Annotated in this window: 15 protein-coding genes and 1 pseudogene; 8 read left to right on the top strand and 8 right to left on the bottom strand. The window is 59.5% G+C overall.

The window, feature by feature from the left end; translation table 11 throughout:
- Positions 1-6 precede the first annotated feature (6 nt).
- The 6 genes and pseudogenes from ACXAIC_RS17375 to ACXAIC_RS17350 form a co-directional block, all read right to left on the bottom strand.
- The gene (locus ACXAIC_RS17375) at positions 7-327 is read right to left on the bottom strand and encodes a transposase (protein ID WP_475182791.1); all 321 of its coding nucleotides are present in this window, start codon (positions 325-327) and stop codon (positions 7-9) included.
- 17 nt (positions 328-344) lie between these two features.
- Positions 345-674 (bottom strand): annotated as a pseudogene (locus ACXAIC_RS17370) (helix-turn-helix domain-containing protein); the annotation flags it as partial.
- A gap of 110 nt (positions 675-784) precedes the next feature.
- Entirely contained in the window at positions 785-1885 is a 1101-nt protein-coding gene (locus ACXAIC_RS17365; RefSeq protein WP_475182773.1) for a glycosyltransferase family 2 protein, read from the bottom strand.
- Positions 1878-2648: a sulfotransferase family protein gene (locus tag ACXAIC_RS17360; RefSeq protein WP_475182770.1), complete on the bottom strand. Its 771-nt coding sequence runs from the start codon at positions 2646-2648 to the stop codon at positions 1878-1880. Before ACXAIC_RS17360 ends, ACXAIC_RS17365 begins: the two co-directional genes overlap by 8 nt.
- A gap of 57 nt (positions 2649-2705) precedes the next feature.
- Entirely contained in the window at positions 2706-3623 is a 918-nt protein-coding gene (yegS, locus tag ACXAIC_RS17355; RefSeq protein WP_475182769.1) for a lipid kinase YegS, read from the bottom strand.
- A 38-nt stretch (positions 3624-3661) separates the two neighbouring features.
- Complete coding sequence (locus ACXAIC_RS17350) at positions 3662-4585, bottom strand: LysR substrate-binding domain-containing protein (protein ID WP_475182766.1); 924 nt, start codon at positions 4583-4585, stop codon at positions 3662-3664.
- A gap of 232 nt (positions 4586-4817) precedes the next feature.
- Between ACXAIC_RS17350 and ACXAIC_RS17345 the strand changes: the two genes are divergently transcribed.
- Together ACXAIC_RS17345 and ACXAIC_RS17340 are read left to right on the top strand one after the other, a co-directional pair.
- On the top strand, positions 4818-6035 hold the full coding sequence (locus ACXAIC_RS17345) for an acyl-CoA dehydrogenase (RefSeq protein WP_475182762.1): 1218 nt from the start codon (positions 4818-4820) through the stop codon (positions 6033-6035).
- 178 nt (positions 6036-6213) lie between these two features.
- On the top strand, positions 6214-7395 hold the full coding sequence (locus tag ACXAIC_RS17340; RefSeq protein ID WP_475182758.1) for an NAD(P)/FAD-dependent oxidoreductase: 1182 nt from the start codon (positions 6214-6216) through the stop codon (positions 7393-7395).
- A 26-nt stretch (positions 7396-7421) separates the two neighbouring features.
- On the opposite strand, the gene ACXAIC_RS17335 is transcribed toward ACXAIC_RS17340, so the two are convergent.
- Complete coding sequence (locus ACXAIC_RS17335) at positions 7422-8378, bottom strand: N-formylglutamate amidohydrolase (protein WP_475182753.1); 957 nt, start codon at positions 8376-8378, stop codon at positions 7422-7424.
- 404 nt (positions 8379-8782) lie between these two features.
- On the opposite strand from ACXAIC_RS17335, the gene ACXAIC_RS17330 reads away from it, so the two are divergent.
- Together ACXAIC_RS17330 and ACXAIC_RS17325 are read left to right on the top strand one after the other, a co-directional pair.
- The gene (locus ACXAIC_RS17330; RefSeq protein WP_475182749.1) at positions 8783-9961 is read left to right on the top strand and encodes a pyridoxal-phosphate-dependent aminotransferase family protein; all 1179 of its coding nucleotides are present in this window, start codon (positions 8783-8785) and stop codon (positions 9959-9961) included.
- A gap of 69 nt (positions 9962-10030) precedes the next feature.
- The gene (locus ACXAIC_RS17325; RefSeq protein WP_475182745.1) at positions 10031-11755 is read left to right on the top strand and encodes a Na/Pi cotransporter family protein; all 1725 of its coding nucleotides are present in this window, start codon (positions 10031-10033) and stop codon (positions 11753-11755) included.
- A 24-nt stretch (positions 11756-11779) separates the two neighbouring features.
- On the opposite strand, the gene pap is transcribed toward ACXAIC_RS17325, so the two are convergent.
- Positions 11780-13246: a polyphosphate:AMP phosphotransferase gene (gene pap / locus ACXAIC_RS17320; RefSeq protein ID WP_475182741.1), complete on the bottom strand. Its 1467-nt coding sequence runs from the start codon at positions 13244-13246 to the stop codon at positions 11780-11782.
- A 221-nt stretch (positions 13247-13467) separates the two neighbouring features.
- Here pap and ACXAIC_RS17315 point away from each other — a divergent pair, with 221 nt between their 5' ends.
- The 4 genes from ACXAIC_RS17315 (at position 13468) to ACXAIC_RS17300 (ending at position 17519) form a co-directional block, all read left to right on the top strand.
- Positions 13468-15486: a bifunctional DedA family/phosphatase PAP2 family protein gene (locus ACXAIC_RS17315; RefSeq protein WP_475182734.1), complete on the top strand. Its 2019-nt coding sequence runs from the start codon at positions 13468-13470 to the stop codon at positions 15484-15486.
- 220 nt (positions 15487-15706) lie between these two features.
- The gene (locus tag ACXAIC_RS17310) at positions 15707-16135 is read left to right on the top strand and encodes a YeeE/YedE family protein (RefSeq protein ID WP_475182728.1); all 429 of its coding nucleotides are present in this window, start codon (positions 15707-15709) and stop codon (positions 16133-16135) included.
- A 1-nt stretch (position 16136) separates the two neighbouring features.
- Positions 16137-16577, top strand: a complete 441-nt coding sequence (locus tag ACXAIC_RS17305) for a DUF6691 family protein (RefSeq protein ID WP_475182725.1) — start codon at positions 16137-16139, stop codon at positions 16575-16577.
- Between the two features lie 48 nt (positions 16578-16625).
- On the top strand, positions 16626-17519 hold the full coding sequence (locus ACXAIC_RS17300; RefSeq protein ID WP_475182720.1) for an MBL fold metallo-hydrolase: 894 nt from the start codon (positions 16626-16628) through the stop codon (positions 17517-17519).
- The last annotated feature ends 6 nt before the right edge of the window (positions 17520-17525 follow it).

Genomic DNA, 17525 nt, shown 5'->3' with positions numbered 1-17525 from the left:
AGCGGCTCAGGCCGGAGCCGGCCGGAACTTCCAGGCCCGCCTCAAAGGCCGGGACCGTGACCGCAGGCGACAGGATGAAGTCATACTCCGCAGGGGGCCTTGTCCATGCGCGCGCCAAATCCGGGCCGCGCCGACACCGCGTGCTGGACAGATGGCGCCAAAGATCCAAGTTGATTTCGTCCGCTGGTCTTTGGCGACACGTGGTCGTGTTCCACGTTTGGCCCATCGCCGTGTGATCTTGGTCTTTTGGCCGACCCGCGCCTCATCCTGAAACCAGACTTCTCTTTGGGTTCCCCCTGCAAGCCGCTCTCGGATTTCCGCCAACACGCCGGGGACGTTTTTTTGAAAGCCTCAACGGCAAATTCGTTCTGCGCCGGATGCAGCGGAGGGGCGGTCAAACGCCGGCAGCCAGCGCGCTTCAACTCCCGCGACACTGTGCGCTCTTCAACGCAAATGCCGAACTCTGACACGATCCAAACCGCAAGGTCCTTAAGGCGCCAACGCACAACACCGTCCACCGAGGGATAGGGGCCGCGCTCGACACGCTCGATCAGCAGCCTGCGCTGCGTGTTATCAAGCTTCTTGCGACACCCCGCATTTTTCACGTCAATCAATCCGTCTGGGCCCTTGGCATTAAACCGCAGGACCCAATCCCAGATAACCTGCAAGGTCACACCACCCAAGGCAAACTCCTTGTGTTTGCCATTCTGAACCAAATTCGAAGGCGCTTGGGAAGCCTAAGGAGTCACTGTCCGTCGTCAATTTTTTAGAGACAGATGGTCGCCTATCCGCTTCCCTCAACACTTCTCATCAAACCACATGCCAGCAGGGCTTTAGTTCCCGTGAACTTAACGCTACAGTCATCAGAAAGTCCCTGCTCCATCAGCCGGGCCATTTGCGCATCGTAGTCGCGATAATGCCCCGCATCGCCGGTGTGCTGTTTGCGGGCGATCGCCTCGGTTACCTTGCTTTGAAAGTCGTCGAGATACTTGAAGTGCAACAACGCGCCCCAGTCGGGTGCGACGCTGATCTGCTTGTCGATGCCATGCACACCTCCGGAGAACTTGAAGTCGCTTCGCCATTTTATCAGGGGAATCTTGCTCTGCACGGCGGCGGTGTCCGGAAGTGCGTCCTTCACCAGCTTGAACAGCAAATGATCGACGATCCGTCCGATAGCCGTCTCGGGAGCACGCGAGCGAATTGAAAAAATCCGGTCGAGCAGTGCCCTGTCCAGAAAGCTTGCCGGGCGTTTGGCATTCTGGTGAAACAGCCGTTCTCGCGTTCCACCAAACAAATGACGGGACGGCGACTTGTATCGTTTCCGATGGCTCCCCTTAAGCGGACAGTATCGGTACCCGTTTCCGTCGAAAAAAGGACTGGCATCCAAAAAACTGTCGCCTGCCCTGTAATTCAGCTCCATCAGCGGACCCTTTGGGTACATGTCAACCATGGGACAAAACAACGCCCGGTGTTGCCCTGCATCAAGGGAATTCACAAGTTCATCAATCGACCGCTCGGGCCAGCCCGGATAGACAAAAAGCTCATCGACGTCGGGAAAGATCACCCAGCGGTTCTGCAGGTACCGCTCACAAACCAATTGGCGCCAGACTGACTTATGGTCCCGGTAAGGTCTGTCGGTTCGAACAACGCTCACATCAGAATAGTTTGCCAGAAGCGTGGAGGTATCATCGCTAGAATTGTTTTCGACAACAATGAAGTGGGCGACACCAAGTTTTCGGTGATGTTCCAGAAAATAAGGAAATCGCAGCGCTTCATTATAAGCGAGGATGACAGCCACCACCCCCTCATCCGGAACAGTGACGCGGTGAATGTCCGGTGACGCAAAGGCAGCGTTCAGACGGGTCTCAATAGAGCCCTCAATCATTGGCCAGTTCCTCCCAGCCGCGATCCTCCGTAAAGTAAGTATTCTTCGACGCTGGCGTATCAAAATCAAAGCCGAACCGATCGATGTCTACAGCATACCAGTCCGCAATTATTTGTATTGTCTTATTAGTGTAAATATCTCGATAGTTCTCATCTGATATCTTACTAACATTTCGACGCTTCAAATCTCCCTTTAGCAGAAAGTATTTTCCTATCTCTTCCGTCAGGTGCTCCTGACGCAGCACGTTAACCGGAACCCGGCTGTTCTCGTCCACAAGGTAATCCAACTGCGGATACCAGCCCCTAATTGCGCGATGCCAGAAATAATCTTCCCCGCCCCACATATGTCGCTCGTTCAGAAACGTCTCAAAGCCGGTCCGATCGAACCGCTTGCTTCCTTCCGTTTCATTGACACGGGTCTGTAAGGCAAACTTGAAACGTGAGACTGTTCTGGACCACGGGTTTCGGACGACAGAAAATGCAGTTGTTGCCTTGCGAACAGAAATATCGACATCTCGATAGCGTGCATGTTCATAGCTAGGCTGGCCGCCCTTTTTCTGCATATGCTGTTTCAGACCATCAGCATAAGCCTTGCTTTTCAGCCGCCTTCGATGGGCAAGAATGACCCGATCCTGAAGTTCGGGGGCATGACGTATCGCCATGCCCCCATTTTTCGGAATATGCACCAGCAAGTGCTTCTTGCGAACCAGCCCCAGGCGCGCCGGGGCAAATTTCAAAAAATTCTTGAGCTGGTATTCATCCATCAGGGCAGGAACTTCAATCTGTCTTTTGGAAACGGCATGTCAGCGGGCGAACAGCCGCTAGCGCCGCACATTAATCTGGTGGTGCCTTATCCCAATCTGGAAGTCCTGTCCATTCATCGGTTCGCCGTCCAGGTTGAACTGGACGGGTTTGTCCGTCTGGATGGAAACTGAACGGGCCTTGCGCTGGATCAGCGCGGAGGGCAGGCCGTCTACCCCGCTTTCCAGCAGCACCGACAGCAGATCTGTGACACCGCCACCCTTTGGAACAGGCAAGAGGGTCAGGTCCAGAAACCCGTCATCCAGTTTGGCGCGCGGGCACAGGCGGATGCCGCCACCCGCCCGGCGGCCATTGCCGATGGCAAGCGCCAGGAACGCCCCCTCCCAGGAAAAGTCTTCCGCCTCGATCCGCCCCTCGCAGGCGGCCAGTTCAGAAAATCGGTTGAGCCCGGTAAACAGATAGGCGGCTCCGCCCAACACCCGTTTCAATTTCGGGTCGGTCTGGGAGGTAACCTGCGTGCCGAACCCGCCGGTCGCCATGTTGACAAAAAAACTGCCATTGATCTCGCCCACATCCGTTGGCTTGGCGCTGGCCCGCACCGCAAAGCGCAGGCAGGCGGTCACATCGGCCGGATCCAGGCGGATATGGCGGGCGAAATCATTGGCCGTACCGAGCGGCAGAACCGCGAAGGCAAAGGGCGGCTTGTGATCTGGGGGCGTCCGGCGCAGCACCGCGTCGACGATTTCATGGAGCGTGCCATCACCGCCGCCGCTCACCAGCGTACTGATCGGCATCTCTTCGTGATCGCGCAGGGCCTCAAGGGCCAGCCGCTGGGTATCGCCCGCTTCATAGGTCACACGCACGGACACCTCATGGCCCCTCTCCCGCACCGCCGACACTGCCGCACGCACATCACTGCGGCCGGCCGACTTGCCATTGAGGATGAGCCTGAGATGCTGTGTGTCTGTCTTGCTCAACCGCCTAACATCCCCTGACTGTTTTTCCACATGTCCGTTCACTCCGGCAGCATGGTTTCACGTTTGACCCGGGCGGTTCTGGCTTCTTCCGTCAGCCATTGCCGGAACGCCTTGACGACCGGGCGCATAGTGCGCCCTTCCGGATAGACAAAGTGATAGGCCGTCTGCTGGTCCAGCGACAAGTCGAACAGGCGCACCAGCCGGCCCGAGGCCAGTTCCGCCTCCACGAAAAACCGTGGAATCAGGGCCGCCCCTGCATGATGGATCGCGGCCTCCGATATCATGACAAATTGTTCGAAACGGGCCCCTTGAAAGGCCGTTTCCGTTTCCACCCCGGCCAGATCAAACCATTGCCGCCAGGCAAGCGGCCGGGTGGCCAGCTGCAGGCGTGGCACCCGGACCAAATCTTCCGGGCTGCGGATGCCATGCCGGTCCCGGAACACCCGGGAGGCCACAGGGATCACCTCTTCGGCAAAGAGCCGCTCGGTGATCGCTCCTGCCCAGACCGGGTCGCCATGGTGGATGGCTCCGTCAAAGGGTTCCTCGTCAAAATCAAACGGCTGCAAACGCACGCTCAGGTTCAGCCCCGCATCCGGATAGCGGCGGCCAAACTCTGCCAGCCTTGGCGCCAGCCAGCGGGTGCCGAAGGTGGGCAGCACCGCCAGGTTCAAGACATCCGCGCTGCCCGCATAGGACATGACCTGGCGGGTAGCCGCCGTCATCTGCTCCAGCGCGCCGCGAATGTCATGAAGGTACAAGCGCCCGGCATCGGTCAGAACAATGCGCTGGCGCACCCGGCGGAACAATTCAACCCCCAACCGGTCTTCCAGATGGCGGACCTGTTTTGACACAGCCCCCTGGGTCAGGTGCAATTCTTCCGCCGCGCGTGTGAAGCTCAGATGCCGGGCCGCGCATTCAAAGGCAATCAGCGTATCTGCCGAAGGGATAAAGGCGCGTCGCATGGTCTTTTGCCGAATTCATTCCAATTTGTCATGAACGATGGACCAGCATTCGCTTTTCTGCAACTGAATTCTCGTCCAAACTCGCTCAATCAGAATGAAGTCAGGTAGAGGGTATGGTGCGAACAGCCGCTTTTTCGCGTCCTTGCAAGCTATGTCCCCATCGGCCGTTCAACAAGCCGGCCATGTATCATACCGGGTCCGTTTCTCAGCGGCCTGTCACCGGAGTAGAGCCATGAATGCACCCGTCAACGTCAAGTCCTCCCCATCCGGCGGCGGCACTTTCGACTGGCAAGACCCGTTTCACCTGCGCGAGCAGCTGGCCGAAGACGAGCAGCTGATTCAGGAAACGGCCCGTGCCTATGCCCAGGAAAAGCTGCTTCCACGGGTAATCGACGCCTACCGGGAAGAAACCACCGAGCGTGGCATCTTCAACGAGATGGGCGAACTGGGCCTGCTCGGTGTCACCCTACCGGAAGAATATGGCTGTGCCGGGGCCTCTTACGTCGCCTATGGCCTGGTGGCCCGGGAGGTCGAGCGGGTGGATTCCGGATACCGCTCCATGATGAGCGTGCAGTCCTCGCTGGTCATGTATCCGATCTATGCTTATGGCTCGGAAGAACAGCACCGGAAATACCTGCCGAAGCTGGCCACCGGCGAGTTTGTCGGCTGTTTCGGCCTGACCGAACCGGATGCGGGCTCCGATCCGGCCGGTATGCGCACCCGAGCGGAAAAGATTGACGGCGGCTACAAGCTGACCGGTTCGAAAATGTGGATCTCCAATTCGCCGATCGCCGATGTTTTTGTGGTCTGGGCCAAATCGGAAGCCCATGACGGCGCCATCCGCGGCTTTGTTCTGGACAAAGGCCTGAAGGGTCTTTCGGCCCCGAAAATCGGCGGCAAGCTGTCCCTGCGCGCCTCCATCACCGGCGAGATTGTCATGGACGGGGTGGAAGTGGGCGAAGAGGCGCTGCTGCCGAATGTCTCCGGCCTGAAAGGCCCGTTCGGCTGTCTGAACCGTGCGCGTTACGGCATTGCCTGGGGCTCCATGGGCGCAGCTGAAGACTGCTGGACCCGTGCGCGTCAATATGGCCTCGACCGGGAACAGTTCGGCCGCCCACTGGCCCAGACCCAGCTGTTCCAGAAAAAGCTGGCGGACATGCAGACCGAAATTACCCTTGGCCTTCAGGCCGCGCTCCGGGTCGGCCAGCTGTTTGATGCGGGCAAGGTGTCGCCGGAAATGATCTCCCTGATCAAGCGGAACAATTGCGGCAAGGCCCTGGAGATCGCCCGCCAGTCCCGCGACATGCATGGCGGCAATGGTATTCAGGAAGAATACCATATCATGCGCCACGCCCAGAATCTGGAAACGGTCAACACCTATGAAGGCACCCATGACGTGCACGCGCTGATCCTGGGCCGCGCCCAGACCGGCCTGCAGGCCTTTTTCTGAGCACAGCGGCCTTCCCAAATGGCGGCGCGGCATTTGATCCGCGCCGTTTTGTCTTGAGGCAAATCGCGTCTCATCGGATTTGCCTTTCGCTGCCTGAAATCAGAGATTTCAACGCAAAAGACAAAATGGTTTGAACTGATATGAACGCGATGCGTTCCAATCCAACCGGGACACCAGCATGACACAACAGACTGCGGATGTGGTCATCATCGGCGGGGCCGCCGTCGGATCGGCCGTTGCCTGCCACCTGGCAATGCGCGACGATTTTTCCGGGCGGATTGCGGTTGTAGAAGCCGATCCCGCCTATGAGATCTGTGCCTCCGCCCGTTCTGCAGCCTCGATCCGCCAGCAGTTTTCGACGGCCATCAATATCGAGATCTCCCTCTATGGCATCCGCTTCCTGCGCGACATCGGCGCCAAACTGGCGGTCGATGGCGAGGCCCCGGAAATCGGCCTGCAGGAAGGCGGCTATCTCTTCCTTGCCACGCCCGGAAAGGCGGACATTCTGAGGGGAAACCATGCCCTGCAGCAGGAACTTGGGGCAGATATTGCCCTGTTCGATGCGGACGGGCTCAAGGCACGCTTTCCCTGGCTCACGGTCTCAGACCTGGCCGCCGGCTGCCACGGCCTGACTGGCGAGGGCTGGTTTGACGGCTACGGCCTGATGCAGGCCTTCCGCAAGAAGGCCCGCTCCCTTGGCGTTGACTACCTGGCTGCCAAAGCCGGTATTGCCCCCCGCACGGGCGGCGGCTGGACCGTGTCCCTGTCCACCGGGGACACCTTGTCCACACCGGTGGTGGTCAATTGCGCCGGGGCCTCCGGCGGGGCCGAAATTTGCGCCCAGGCCGGTCTTTCCGTTCCCATCGTCCCGCGCAAGCGCTGCGTCTTCACTTTTGAATGCCGGGACACCCTCTCCGGCTTTCCCCTGCTGATCGACCCGACCGGCACTTATGTGCGCCCGGAGGGCACCGGCTTTATCTGCGGCTCCGCACCGCCTGCCGGTCAGGACCCGGACTGCACGGATTTCGACGTCGACCATACTCTGTTTGAGGAGCATATCTGGCCGGTTCTGGCTGAACGCGTCCCGGCCTTTGAGGCGATCCGGCCCGGTCCATCCTGGGCCGGGACCTATGACATGAACCTCTTTGATCACAATGCCTTTGTGGGTCCGGCAGCCGGGCTGGACGGTTTTTTCATGGCGCTCGGGTTTTCCGGACACGGCCTGCAGCAGGCCCCGGCCATTGGCCGCGGGCTCGCCGAACTGATCGCGACCGGCGCCTATCAGTCTCTGGACTTGTCACCGCTCTCCTTCGACCGGCTGGCCGCAAAGGCTCCGATTTCGGAAAAAAATGTGGTCTGACGGCTGCGCAGACCGCTACACAAGACCTATTCGGCGACCTCCAGCCTGACAGCTTCTTCAAAAGCGGCTTCAAAATCCGGCTGCAGCTTATCTGCACCGCCATCTTCCACCGCCTGAGAAGCCTCAGGCGCCGGGTCTGCGGCCTCCTCCGGTTCAAAGATCTCGTCCTGGTCCGATGGACCTGAGACCGGGTCCTGAATGCTGCACCAGTCGATCATCCGTGACAGGCTGTCGGACAGAATCGTCTGCAATCGTGCCAGCCGGGTCTTGTCAGGCTCAAAGGGCGGCGACTCGTGGCGAAGATAGGCCCGCTGGGCCAGAAGAAGCGTGAGGCAGTTCAACCCGCGCTCCGGCCGCCCGTATGAGCGCGTGATAAACCCGCCTTGGGTGTGTTCGTCAATGGCAACCGTGAAACCGTCGACACCGGCAAACCCGCTGACAAAAACATCCCGCAATCCTGTGTCGCAGGACGCGCCTTCTTGGGTGCCGATATTGACCAGAGGCAGACCACTGCCCGTCACGCCCTTGATCTGGGAGCGCATGGACTGGCAGTCGAGAAGAATGACCCGCCTGTGTTTGCGCAGCAGCCGGTCAACCTGCTGGCGCAGAGCCCTGTGAAACGGCGCGTGAAACAGAAGAACCCGCTGTTCAATCTCTGTCGGGCCCGGGTCTTCCCCCTCCAGATAGATCCGCTTCTCGTCCAGGGTTTCCAACGGGCAAAGACCGGCCTCTGTGCCGCCCGGCGCTCCATTTTCGGGTCCGGGCTCCTTGTCCGGATCGACTACATATCTTGAAATCGATGATCTCAGGACCGTTGCATCCAGTTCCCGGTGGATTTCAAAGACACGCTCCAGGCGCCAGGCCAGATCCGCCTGCAGCCGGCCCGTTGCATTCAGCCGTCCGGCCACAGGTTTGGGCACGTCCGTGCCGCTATGGGGCAGGCACAGGATAAGAGGGCTCTGTCCTTCTTCGACCAAAATCATGTTGCAGCGCCTGACCGACAATCCGGAACGGCATCAGATTGATGCTATTACTTAACGGAAACAAGACATTTTCTTTTCAAGCATGAGTCATTTGCGCACATGGTGAATGCATGCACCACGCTCATATGTCTTGTAATTCATAGTGTTACGCCATATCAGCCCCGTTTCCAAGGCCGATTTGAGCACACTCACAGTTTCCTGCACCTTGTTCGTTTTGCCAAGCAAAATCCCGCAGTACGTGTCTTATACTTTTCTACACTCACCCAAGATGTTGCAAAGGTGCGTTAAGTTCGCTTGACCTTGTTCCGATTGCAGGCGACCTTGGCTGGCTGAACTCTCCCAAGCTGGGTCGCGGCCCGTTTTCAACCTCTCCTGAGACCCTGCTCCTCGACAAAGGATCGCCCATGCCTCTTCGCCACGGCAAAGAATTCCTGATGATTCCCGGACCGACAAATGTGCCGGAAGAAGTCCTGCGGGCCATGCACAAGCCCGCCGTCGATATCTATGAAGGCCCGCTTCTGGAGGCCACCGGCACCTGCCTTGCAGGTTTGAAGCGCCTGTTCCGGACCGAAGGCAAAACCTACATCTACGCCGCCAATGGCCATGGGGCCTGGGATGCTGCGCTGTGCAACACATTGAAGCGGGGCGACAAGGTTCTGGCGCTGGAATCCGGCCGCTTTGCCCTTGGCTGGGGCGAGGCTGCGCAGGTCACCGGACTTGAAGTAGACGTTCTGGAAGGCGCCTGGGACAAGGCTGTCGACCCGGCCGCCCTCGAAGCGCGGCTGAAACAGGACAGCAGCCATGAGATCGCAGCCATTCTTGTGGTACAGGTGGATACGGCTTCAGGCGTATGGAACGATATAGCCGCCCTGCGCAAGGCGATTGACGCAGCCGGGCATCCGGCCCTGTTCATGGTTGACACCATTGCCTCCCTCGGCTGCATGCCCTTTGAAATGGACGCCTGGGGCGTTGATGTGGCTCTGACCGGGTCCCAGAAGGGCCTCATGTGTCCGCCGGGCCTTTCTTTTGTGGCCGCCAGCCCAAAGGCGGACAGGGCCCACGAAACCGCCACCTTGCGCACCAACTACACCGACTGGACGTTCCGCCAAGGGCCGGAACACTATCAGAAATATTGCGGCACACCGCCCGAGCATCTGCTCTACGCCTTTGAAAAAGGCCTGGAGCTTATCTTTGAAGAAGGCCTGGAACAGGCCTGGCACCGCCATGCCCTCCTGGCAGAAGCCACCCGCCGCGCGGTTGCCGAGTGGGCCCGCGGCGGCGCCCTGCATTTCAACATCGCCGAGCCCCATGCCCGGTCCAACAGCGTGACGGTCGTGCGGATTGACAATGGCAGGGCGGCCGAGTTGCGCGCCTTCACAAAAGATGTCTGCGGCGTGACCATTGGCGGCGCGATCGGGTCGCTGTCAGGACAAGGCGTCCGGATCGCCCATATGGGCCATGTCAATGCGGTCATGCTGCTGGGCACGCTATCGGCCATCGAACTTGGACTGGAAAAGCTGGACATTCCCTTTGGCAAGGGTGGCGTCCAGGCGGCCATTGACTATCTGGCGCAGGCGCTCTGAAATTCGGGGGAGCCTGCGCAAGAATAAGACCAAAGGCCCGGATGAAGACCTGAAAAAGGGGAGCTGACCATGATCATCCTGCTGAACCTTGCCGGGGCGCTCGGCCTGTTTCTGTATGGCATGAAGGTCATGAGCGAAGCCCTGTCCGAGCTTGCCGGGCGGCGCCTGAGAACCACCCTGGGCAAACTTACGTCCAACCGGGGCAAGGGCGTGCTGACCGGGGTGTTCATCACCTGCGTCATTCAGTCTTCGTCCGCCACCACCCTCATGGTGGTCAGCTTCGTCAATGCCGGGCTGCTGACCCTTAAAGGGGCCATTCCGGTGATCATGGGCGCCAATATCGGCACCACCTTCACCGCCTGGCTCATCGCCCTTCTGGGCTTTGGCGTCTCCATGACGGCAATTGCCATCCCGCTGATGGCCGTCGGCTTTGTGCTGTTTTCGCTATCGTCGGCACAGGCGCGCAAATGGGGTGGCGTCATTCTCGGCTTTGGCCTGCTGTTCATCGGCCTGGACTTCATGAAAGACAGTGTGCCGGATCTGCAGAACAATCCGGCGGTCTTCACGTTTATCGAACAGGCCTCGGGCTATGGCTTCGCCTCCACGCTGCTGTTCCTGCTGATCGGAACCGCGCTCACTGTCGTGCTGCAATCTTCCAGCGCGACCATGGCCATCACCATTGTGGCTGCAAGCCAGGGCTGGCTGCCTTTCGAGGCTGCGGCGGCCATTATTCTGGGGGAGAATGTCGGGACGACAATTACCGCCAATCTCGCGGCACTGGTCGCCAACACCAATGCCAAACGGGCGGCCCTCGCCCATCTGTTTGTCAATCTGTTCGGGGTGACCTGGGCGCTGGTGCTGCTTGGACCGCTTGTTGCCCTGGTCAGCGAAATCGCGCTTTTTACGGGTGCCGGCTCGCCCCTGGCCGACATGGCGGCCGTGCCCTTAGGCCTCGCCCTCTTCCATAGCTGCTTCAATATTTTGAACATCACGCTACAGATCGGGTTTGTCGGGCCCCTTGCCAGGCTGGTCACCCGGGCTCTGCCCGAGCAGCCGGATCCGGAACTGGAATTTGCGCTCCCGAAATATCTGACGGCCTCGTCCGCCAACTATCCGGAAACGGCGATTGATGCCTTTTTGAAAGAAGCGCGGCGGCTTTATAACAATGCGCTGTTTGAAGGGGTCGCGCACGGGCTGACCCTGTCGCGCAGCCAGATTCAGGCCGAAATTCCGCTGGCTGAAGTTGTCAATCAGGCCGGGCCGATGCAGCCTTATGACACCCAGACGCTGTTTCTGCGGCGCATCGAACCGCTGTTTGAGGACATGCTCACCTATTCCTCCAAAATTCTCGCCCAGGACGATCTGTCCAAAGAACAGGCCGACCAGGTCCAGACAATTCGTCTGGCATGCCGGCGGATGCTGGATATTTTAAAAAACAGTGCTGTGTTGAACCGGATCGCCACCCGGGATGTGGACGCCCCCAATGCAGCCTTCCTGGCGGAGATCAATTCCATCCGCCAAGTCATTGCCCATTTGCTGCGGGAGCTGTTTGCCCTGTTTTCCAAAGAGCCGGACCAGCGCACACCGGCCGCGTTCAAGGCCTTGCGCAAAGCGGCCGCCCAACATGATGATCACGTGTTTCAGGAAGTGGACGACCTGATCCGAAAACAGCAGATCACCCCGGGCGAAGGGGCAACCTTGATCAATGCCAGCTCCATCTCCAAACACATGAGCCGGGATCTGGTGAAGGTGGCCCGCACCCTTTACGGCACCTTCCACAGCCTTCCCTCATAGGGGACGGCCTTGTGGGGCCTGTGTTCAAAGACGCTCCTTCAGGCGGTCGCAGATTGTCTTGAGAACCTTGACCCGCGCATGGCGCTTGTCTTCAGAAGAGACAAGAGTCCAGGGGGCATAATGGGTCGAGGTGCGGTCGACCATATCGCCGGCCGCTATCGCATACTGGTCCCATTTCAGGCGGTTGCGCCAATCCTCATCGGTGATCTTGTGCTGCTTATAGGCCGTGTCCTCGCGGGCCTTGAAGCGGCGCAGCTGTTCCTCTTCGGAAATGGCAAGCCAGAACTTGCAGATGACGAAGCCGAAATCCGTCAGCTCCTCTTCGAACTCGTTGATCTCGTTATAGGCGCGCAGCCAGTCGTCATGACCGGCAAAGCCTTCGACCCGTTCGACGAGGACACGCTCATACCAGGACCGGTCGAAAATCGCGAAATGTCCCTTGCGCGGCACCCGCCGCCAGAAACGCCACAGATACGGGCGCGCCTTTTCCTCATCCGAGGGCGCCGAAATCGGATGAACCTTGTAAAGCCGGGGGTCGAGCGGGCGGATGACCCTGCGGATCGCCCCGCCCTTGCCTGCCGCATCATTGCCCTGAAACACCAGCACCACACCGGTCTTGGACATCGCCTTGCTGTCGGACAGATCCGACAGGATCTCCTGATAGGCCTCCCGCTGCTTTTCGTAAGCCGCCTTGTCCAGCTTTTCGCTCAGGTCAATCGTATCGACCGCCGTTTCCCGCTGCAAGCCACCGACAACCGGCGGGGCGGCAATGGAGCGGGCTTCGCCATTTTCCAGTTTGAGGCTCATGGAGCGGGCCACTGTCTGGGCCAGGGCCGCATCCCGGTATTCGGCATCCTGGGAGGGAATGACAAACCAGGGGGCATAGCCCTTGCTGGTTTCCAGAACGATCTTCTCGCCCGCCTCGCTCGCCCGTTTGTGGTGATTGAGGGCCGCCCAATCGGCCAGAACATGGCGGGCGGCTTGTTTCTTCTCAATCTTTTTCAGGCGCTTTTCCTGAATGTCCTTCGGCAGGAAGAACCAGAACTTGAGGATCAATACATCCTCATTGGCCAGCATTTCCTCAAAGCGGCGAATGCGCACCAACGCCTTTTCAAACGCATCCTCATCGATCTTCTTGTAGATCCAGTCTCGCAGCACCGACTGATACCAACTGCCGAACACAATGGCGGTTTCGCCCTTGGCCGGCAGGTCCCGCCAATAGCGCCACAGCGGCGGCCGTGACCGGGCTTCGTCCGTCGGGTCGCCATAGGCATTGCACACCAGATGGCGCGCATCCATCCAGCCATAAAGCCGGGCGACTGCCTCGCCCTTGCCCGCCCCGTCCAGACCATCCACGAGGATGAGGGTCGAAAACGGCTTTTTCTCAATGACCGGAAGCTGGGCAGACAAAAGCGCCTCGCGCAATTCAGGTTCAAGTTTCTTGAAGTCCTTCTTGGTCATCTTTTGCGGCAAACGGGCGGATTCAAACATCAATGGCTCCTGAAAAAGCGATCTGAGTGCATCTTGTCGCAGCCGCCCTTAAAAAACCATGGCGCAGATCAAAGATCAGGGAATGCGTGAGAAACAAAATTTTCGCTTTTGGTTGTCAGGATCGCCCCATATATGAAGCTGTATCCCGTATCTCAGCCTGTTCTTCCGCTTCGGAAGTCAGGTTCTCAAAATTTGATTTACCGTCAGGCTGACACACGTCCGTGACCGACTTTCTTGATCCCATCCTGACCTTTATCGCGGAAAACCCTTCGCTGGCCGGGTTGATCTGCTTTCTGGCCGCCATGGGCGAGGCGCTGTTTCTGGTCGGCCTGTTCGTGCCTTCCACCGTGGTTCTGGTCGGTGCAGGCACCCTGATCGGCCTTGGCAAACTGGACGCGCTGCCCATCGTGATCTGGACCACGCTCGGTGCGACGGCCGGAGATGCCATTTCCTATTGGGTAGGCTACCGCTTCAAGGACCAGCTCAAGAACAACTGGCCTTTGAACAAATACAGCCACATGGTTGAAAGCGGCGAGCGGTTTTTCGAAAAACACGGCGGCAAGAGCGTGTTTTTCGGCCGCTTCGTGCCCGGTGTCAAATCGGTGGTTCCGGGCATTGCCGGAATGGCCGGTATGAATTTCAGCCGCTTCTCCGTGGTCAATGTGACCTCCGCCATTGCCTGGACCATCGCCCATCTGGGGCCGGGCATTCTGGCCGGGTCCGCGCTAAACGCTCTGGGACAGATCAGCGGCCGGCTGGCCATGGTGCTGGGCGCGCTTCTGGTGGTCATCTTCCTGATTGTCATGCTCGGACGCTGGCTCATTCTGATCATTCTGCCGCTGTTTCCAAATGCCCATGCGCTCATTGTTGCCTGGTTCGCGCGCCGGCCGGACCGGATCTCCAAGTGGATTGCCCGCACCTTTGACCCGGCCCATCCCCGCTCGGTCGGCATGCTGGCCTCCGCGCTGTTACTGCTGGTCTCCGTGCCCGCCTTTTTCTGGATCGTCGGCGAGGTCGCGCCGGGGGAACCGCTGGTGCTGGCAGATCTGTCGATCCTCAATCTCTTCGACAGCCTGCGCACGCCGGCCGGGGACAGGATCATGGTGTTTTTCACCATGCTCGGGGACGGGATTGTCGTTACGGCGATTGCAGTTGTGGTTACCCTTTATCTGTTTGCGAAAAAGGCCTGGCGGCGCGGAACCGGCTTTATCATCGCCATGGCCGGCACCGCCGCCTTTGTGCCGCTCTTCAAGCTGCTGCTGCACCGCTCGCGCCCGCTGGACCTTTACACTGGCGCCCATGCCTACAGCTTTCCCAGCGGCCACGCGACGCTGACCGCCGTCCTCTTCGGGATCTGCGCGGTTCTGATCGCCCATGAACTAACCCGTTGGGCCAAGGCCAGCATCTTCACGGTGACTGCCGCCCTCGTGATCACCATCGGCTTTTCCCGGGTCTATCTGGGCGCCCACTGGATGTCCGATGTTCTGGCCGGTCTGTTGTTCGGTACCGCGATGGTTGCCGCCTTTGCCTTTGTGTTCGGCCCGATCCACAACGAGAAGATCGGCCGGGTTACCCTGGCCGCTCTTGTGGCCGCCACTCTGGCCCTTTTTGGCGGCTGGCATATCACCTCTTCCTTCGACACGGCCCTGGTGACCTACCAGCCAAAGGCCGAGACCGAGACCCTGACCGCACAAGACTGGTTTGATGGCGGCTGGCGCTCCCTTCCAGACCGGCGGATCGAACTCAACGGTGATCTGGAAGAGCCCCTGGTGATCCAGTATGCGGGGTCCCTGGAACACTTTGCGCAGCAGGCTGTAAAGGCCGGCTGGCAACGCCCGCCGAAATGGTCCCTCACTTCCGCCGGTGGTTTCGTGGAAGGCAAGACCCCACCCGATTCTCTGCCGATCCTGCCCCGCAGCCAAAGCGGCCGGCAGCCGGATCTGGTGCTGATCCGCAAAGACGCTGGCACGGACAAGGAAGGCCGCTGGGTACTCCGGCTGTGGCCGAGCCGGTATCAGGTCGAGGAAAATGGCCAGGATCATCCGCTATATCTCGGCAGCGTGGTGCATGAGGATATCTTGCGGCCCATGGGCGAATTTTCCGGCCCCCGGACCGATCTTCACGTTCCCTCTGCGTCCGAGAACCCGGCTCTGCTCCTGCCAGGCGCCATGTCCCGAAAACGCGCAGACGGGACAGATGTGGTGCTGAGCCTGCCCTCAGCCTCGCTGGCCGAGAACTGAGACCTGGTCCCACCTTCCCCCCAACCCGGTTCCAATTCCAGTTGTGCCTCCTGCACTTTGTCCGGTCCTTCTTTTCCCTCTGTTTCCTGCCTCTTTCAGGCTTGATCCTCACATTTTCCTGCGCCGTCACACTGGTTCAAGATGCCGCAGGCCGCTCTCGGGGCTTGCGTTCAATTACTTATATTCATAAATTCGAATATATTGTAGTTTGAGGCCCATCATGACAGATTTTACACCCTTCACCAGTTTCGCGGGCGGATTGCTCATCGGTGTTGCAGCCGTCTTTCTGATGGCAGCTCATGGCCGCATTGCCGGGATCAACGGCATCGTCAATGGCCTGCTCACATTTAATATCGGCCGGGACTGGGCGTGGCGGGCGGCCTTTCTCGCCGGCATGATTGCCAGTCCGCTCGTGCTGCTGGCTGCAAGTGGCCAGTTGCCCGACATTCAGGTGTCCTCCCCCCCTGTCCTGCTTGTGGCAGGTGGATTCCTGATCGGCCTTGGCACATCGCTGGGATCAGGCTGCACCAGTGGCCACGGGGTCTGCGGACTTGCGCGCCTATCGGCCCGCTCCCTCGTGGCAACCCTCACCTTCATGGCCACAGCCGCCGTGACCGTATTCCTCAGCCGTCATATGTTTGGAGGGTGACATGCTCAAACTTCTTTCCGCTTTTGCCATTGGCCTCGTGTTCGGATGCGGTATTCTGATCTCCGGAATGGGCAACCCGGCGAAGGTACTCAACTTCTTCGATGTTTTCGGCAGCTGGGACCCGAGCCTCGCCTTTGTGATGGGAGGTGCCCTGCTCGTGACCGCCGCTGGATACCGGCTTGTGTTCCGGTGGCCCCGTCCGCTTCTGGCTGCGGCCTTCAGCCTGCCAGCCCGGCAGGATCTGGACCGGCGGCTCATCACCGGATCGGCGATCTTCGGGATTGGCTGGGGCCTTGCCGGTTTCTGCCCGGGCGGCTTGATCCCGGTGCTTGGTTTCGCAGGCCAGGATGCGCTTCTCACCGCCGCCGCCCTTCTGGCTGGCATTCTTGCCGCCAGAGGGGTGACCCGATTGACCTTCAAGGACCAGCCGGCCCGCGCCTGACCGCGGCAACGCCCGTCCCTTTCAGCCTTTCGTTCAAGGAGACACCAGATGTTCGCTTCAAACTACCCGGTCGATATGACGGTCATCCCTGAGGTGACGGCCTTCTTCGATCCCGCAACCAACACGATCAGCTATGTGGTAAAGGATCCGGCCTCCAAAGCATGCGCGGTTGTCGACAGTGTCATGGATATCGACTATGCGGCCGGGCGCATAACCTATGACCATGCGGACCAGATCATTGCCCATATCAAGGAACATGATCTTGAGCTGGAATGGCTGATCGAGACCCATGTGCATGCGGACCATCTGTCGGGGGCGCCCTATATCCAGCAGCAGCTCGGCGGCAAGCTCGGCATTGGCGACAAGATCACCGTTGTTCAGGAAACCTTCGGCAAAGTGTTCAACGAGGGCACGGAGTTTCAGCGGGACGGCAGCCAGTTCGACCGTCTTTTCAAGGATGGTGATACCTACAAGATCGGCTCCCTGACCGCCTTTGCCATGTATACGCCGGGCCACACGCCCGCCTGCATGGTGCATGTGATGGGCAACGCGGCCTTTGTCGGCGACACCCTGTTCATGCCCGATGGCGGCTCTGCCAGGGCCGATTTTCCCGGTGGCGATGCGGCCACGCTCTACGATTCCATCCAGAAGGTGCTCGCCCTGCCCGATGAGCTGCGCCTGTTCATGTGCCACGATTACGGGCCGAACGGCCGGGATATTCAGTGGGAGACAACGGTGGGAGACGAAAAGGCCCACAACATTCATGTGGGCGCCGGCAAGACCCGGGAGGAGTTCGTCAAGTTCCGGACCGAACGCGATGCGGTGCTCGACATGCCGAAGCTGATCATCCCGTCGCTTCAGGTCAACATGCGCGCCGGTCAACTGCCGCCAAAGGACGAGAGCGGCAAGACCTTCCTGAAGGTCCCCGTCAACGCGCTTTGACCCAAT

The organism is Roseibium sp. AWQ4_254, from assembly GCF_056161025.1.
Note: the sequence above shows the minus strand (reverse complement) of the source record. Positions and strands in the feature narration are given on the sequence as shown.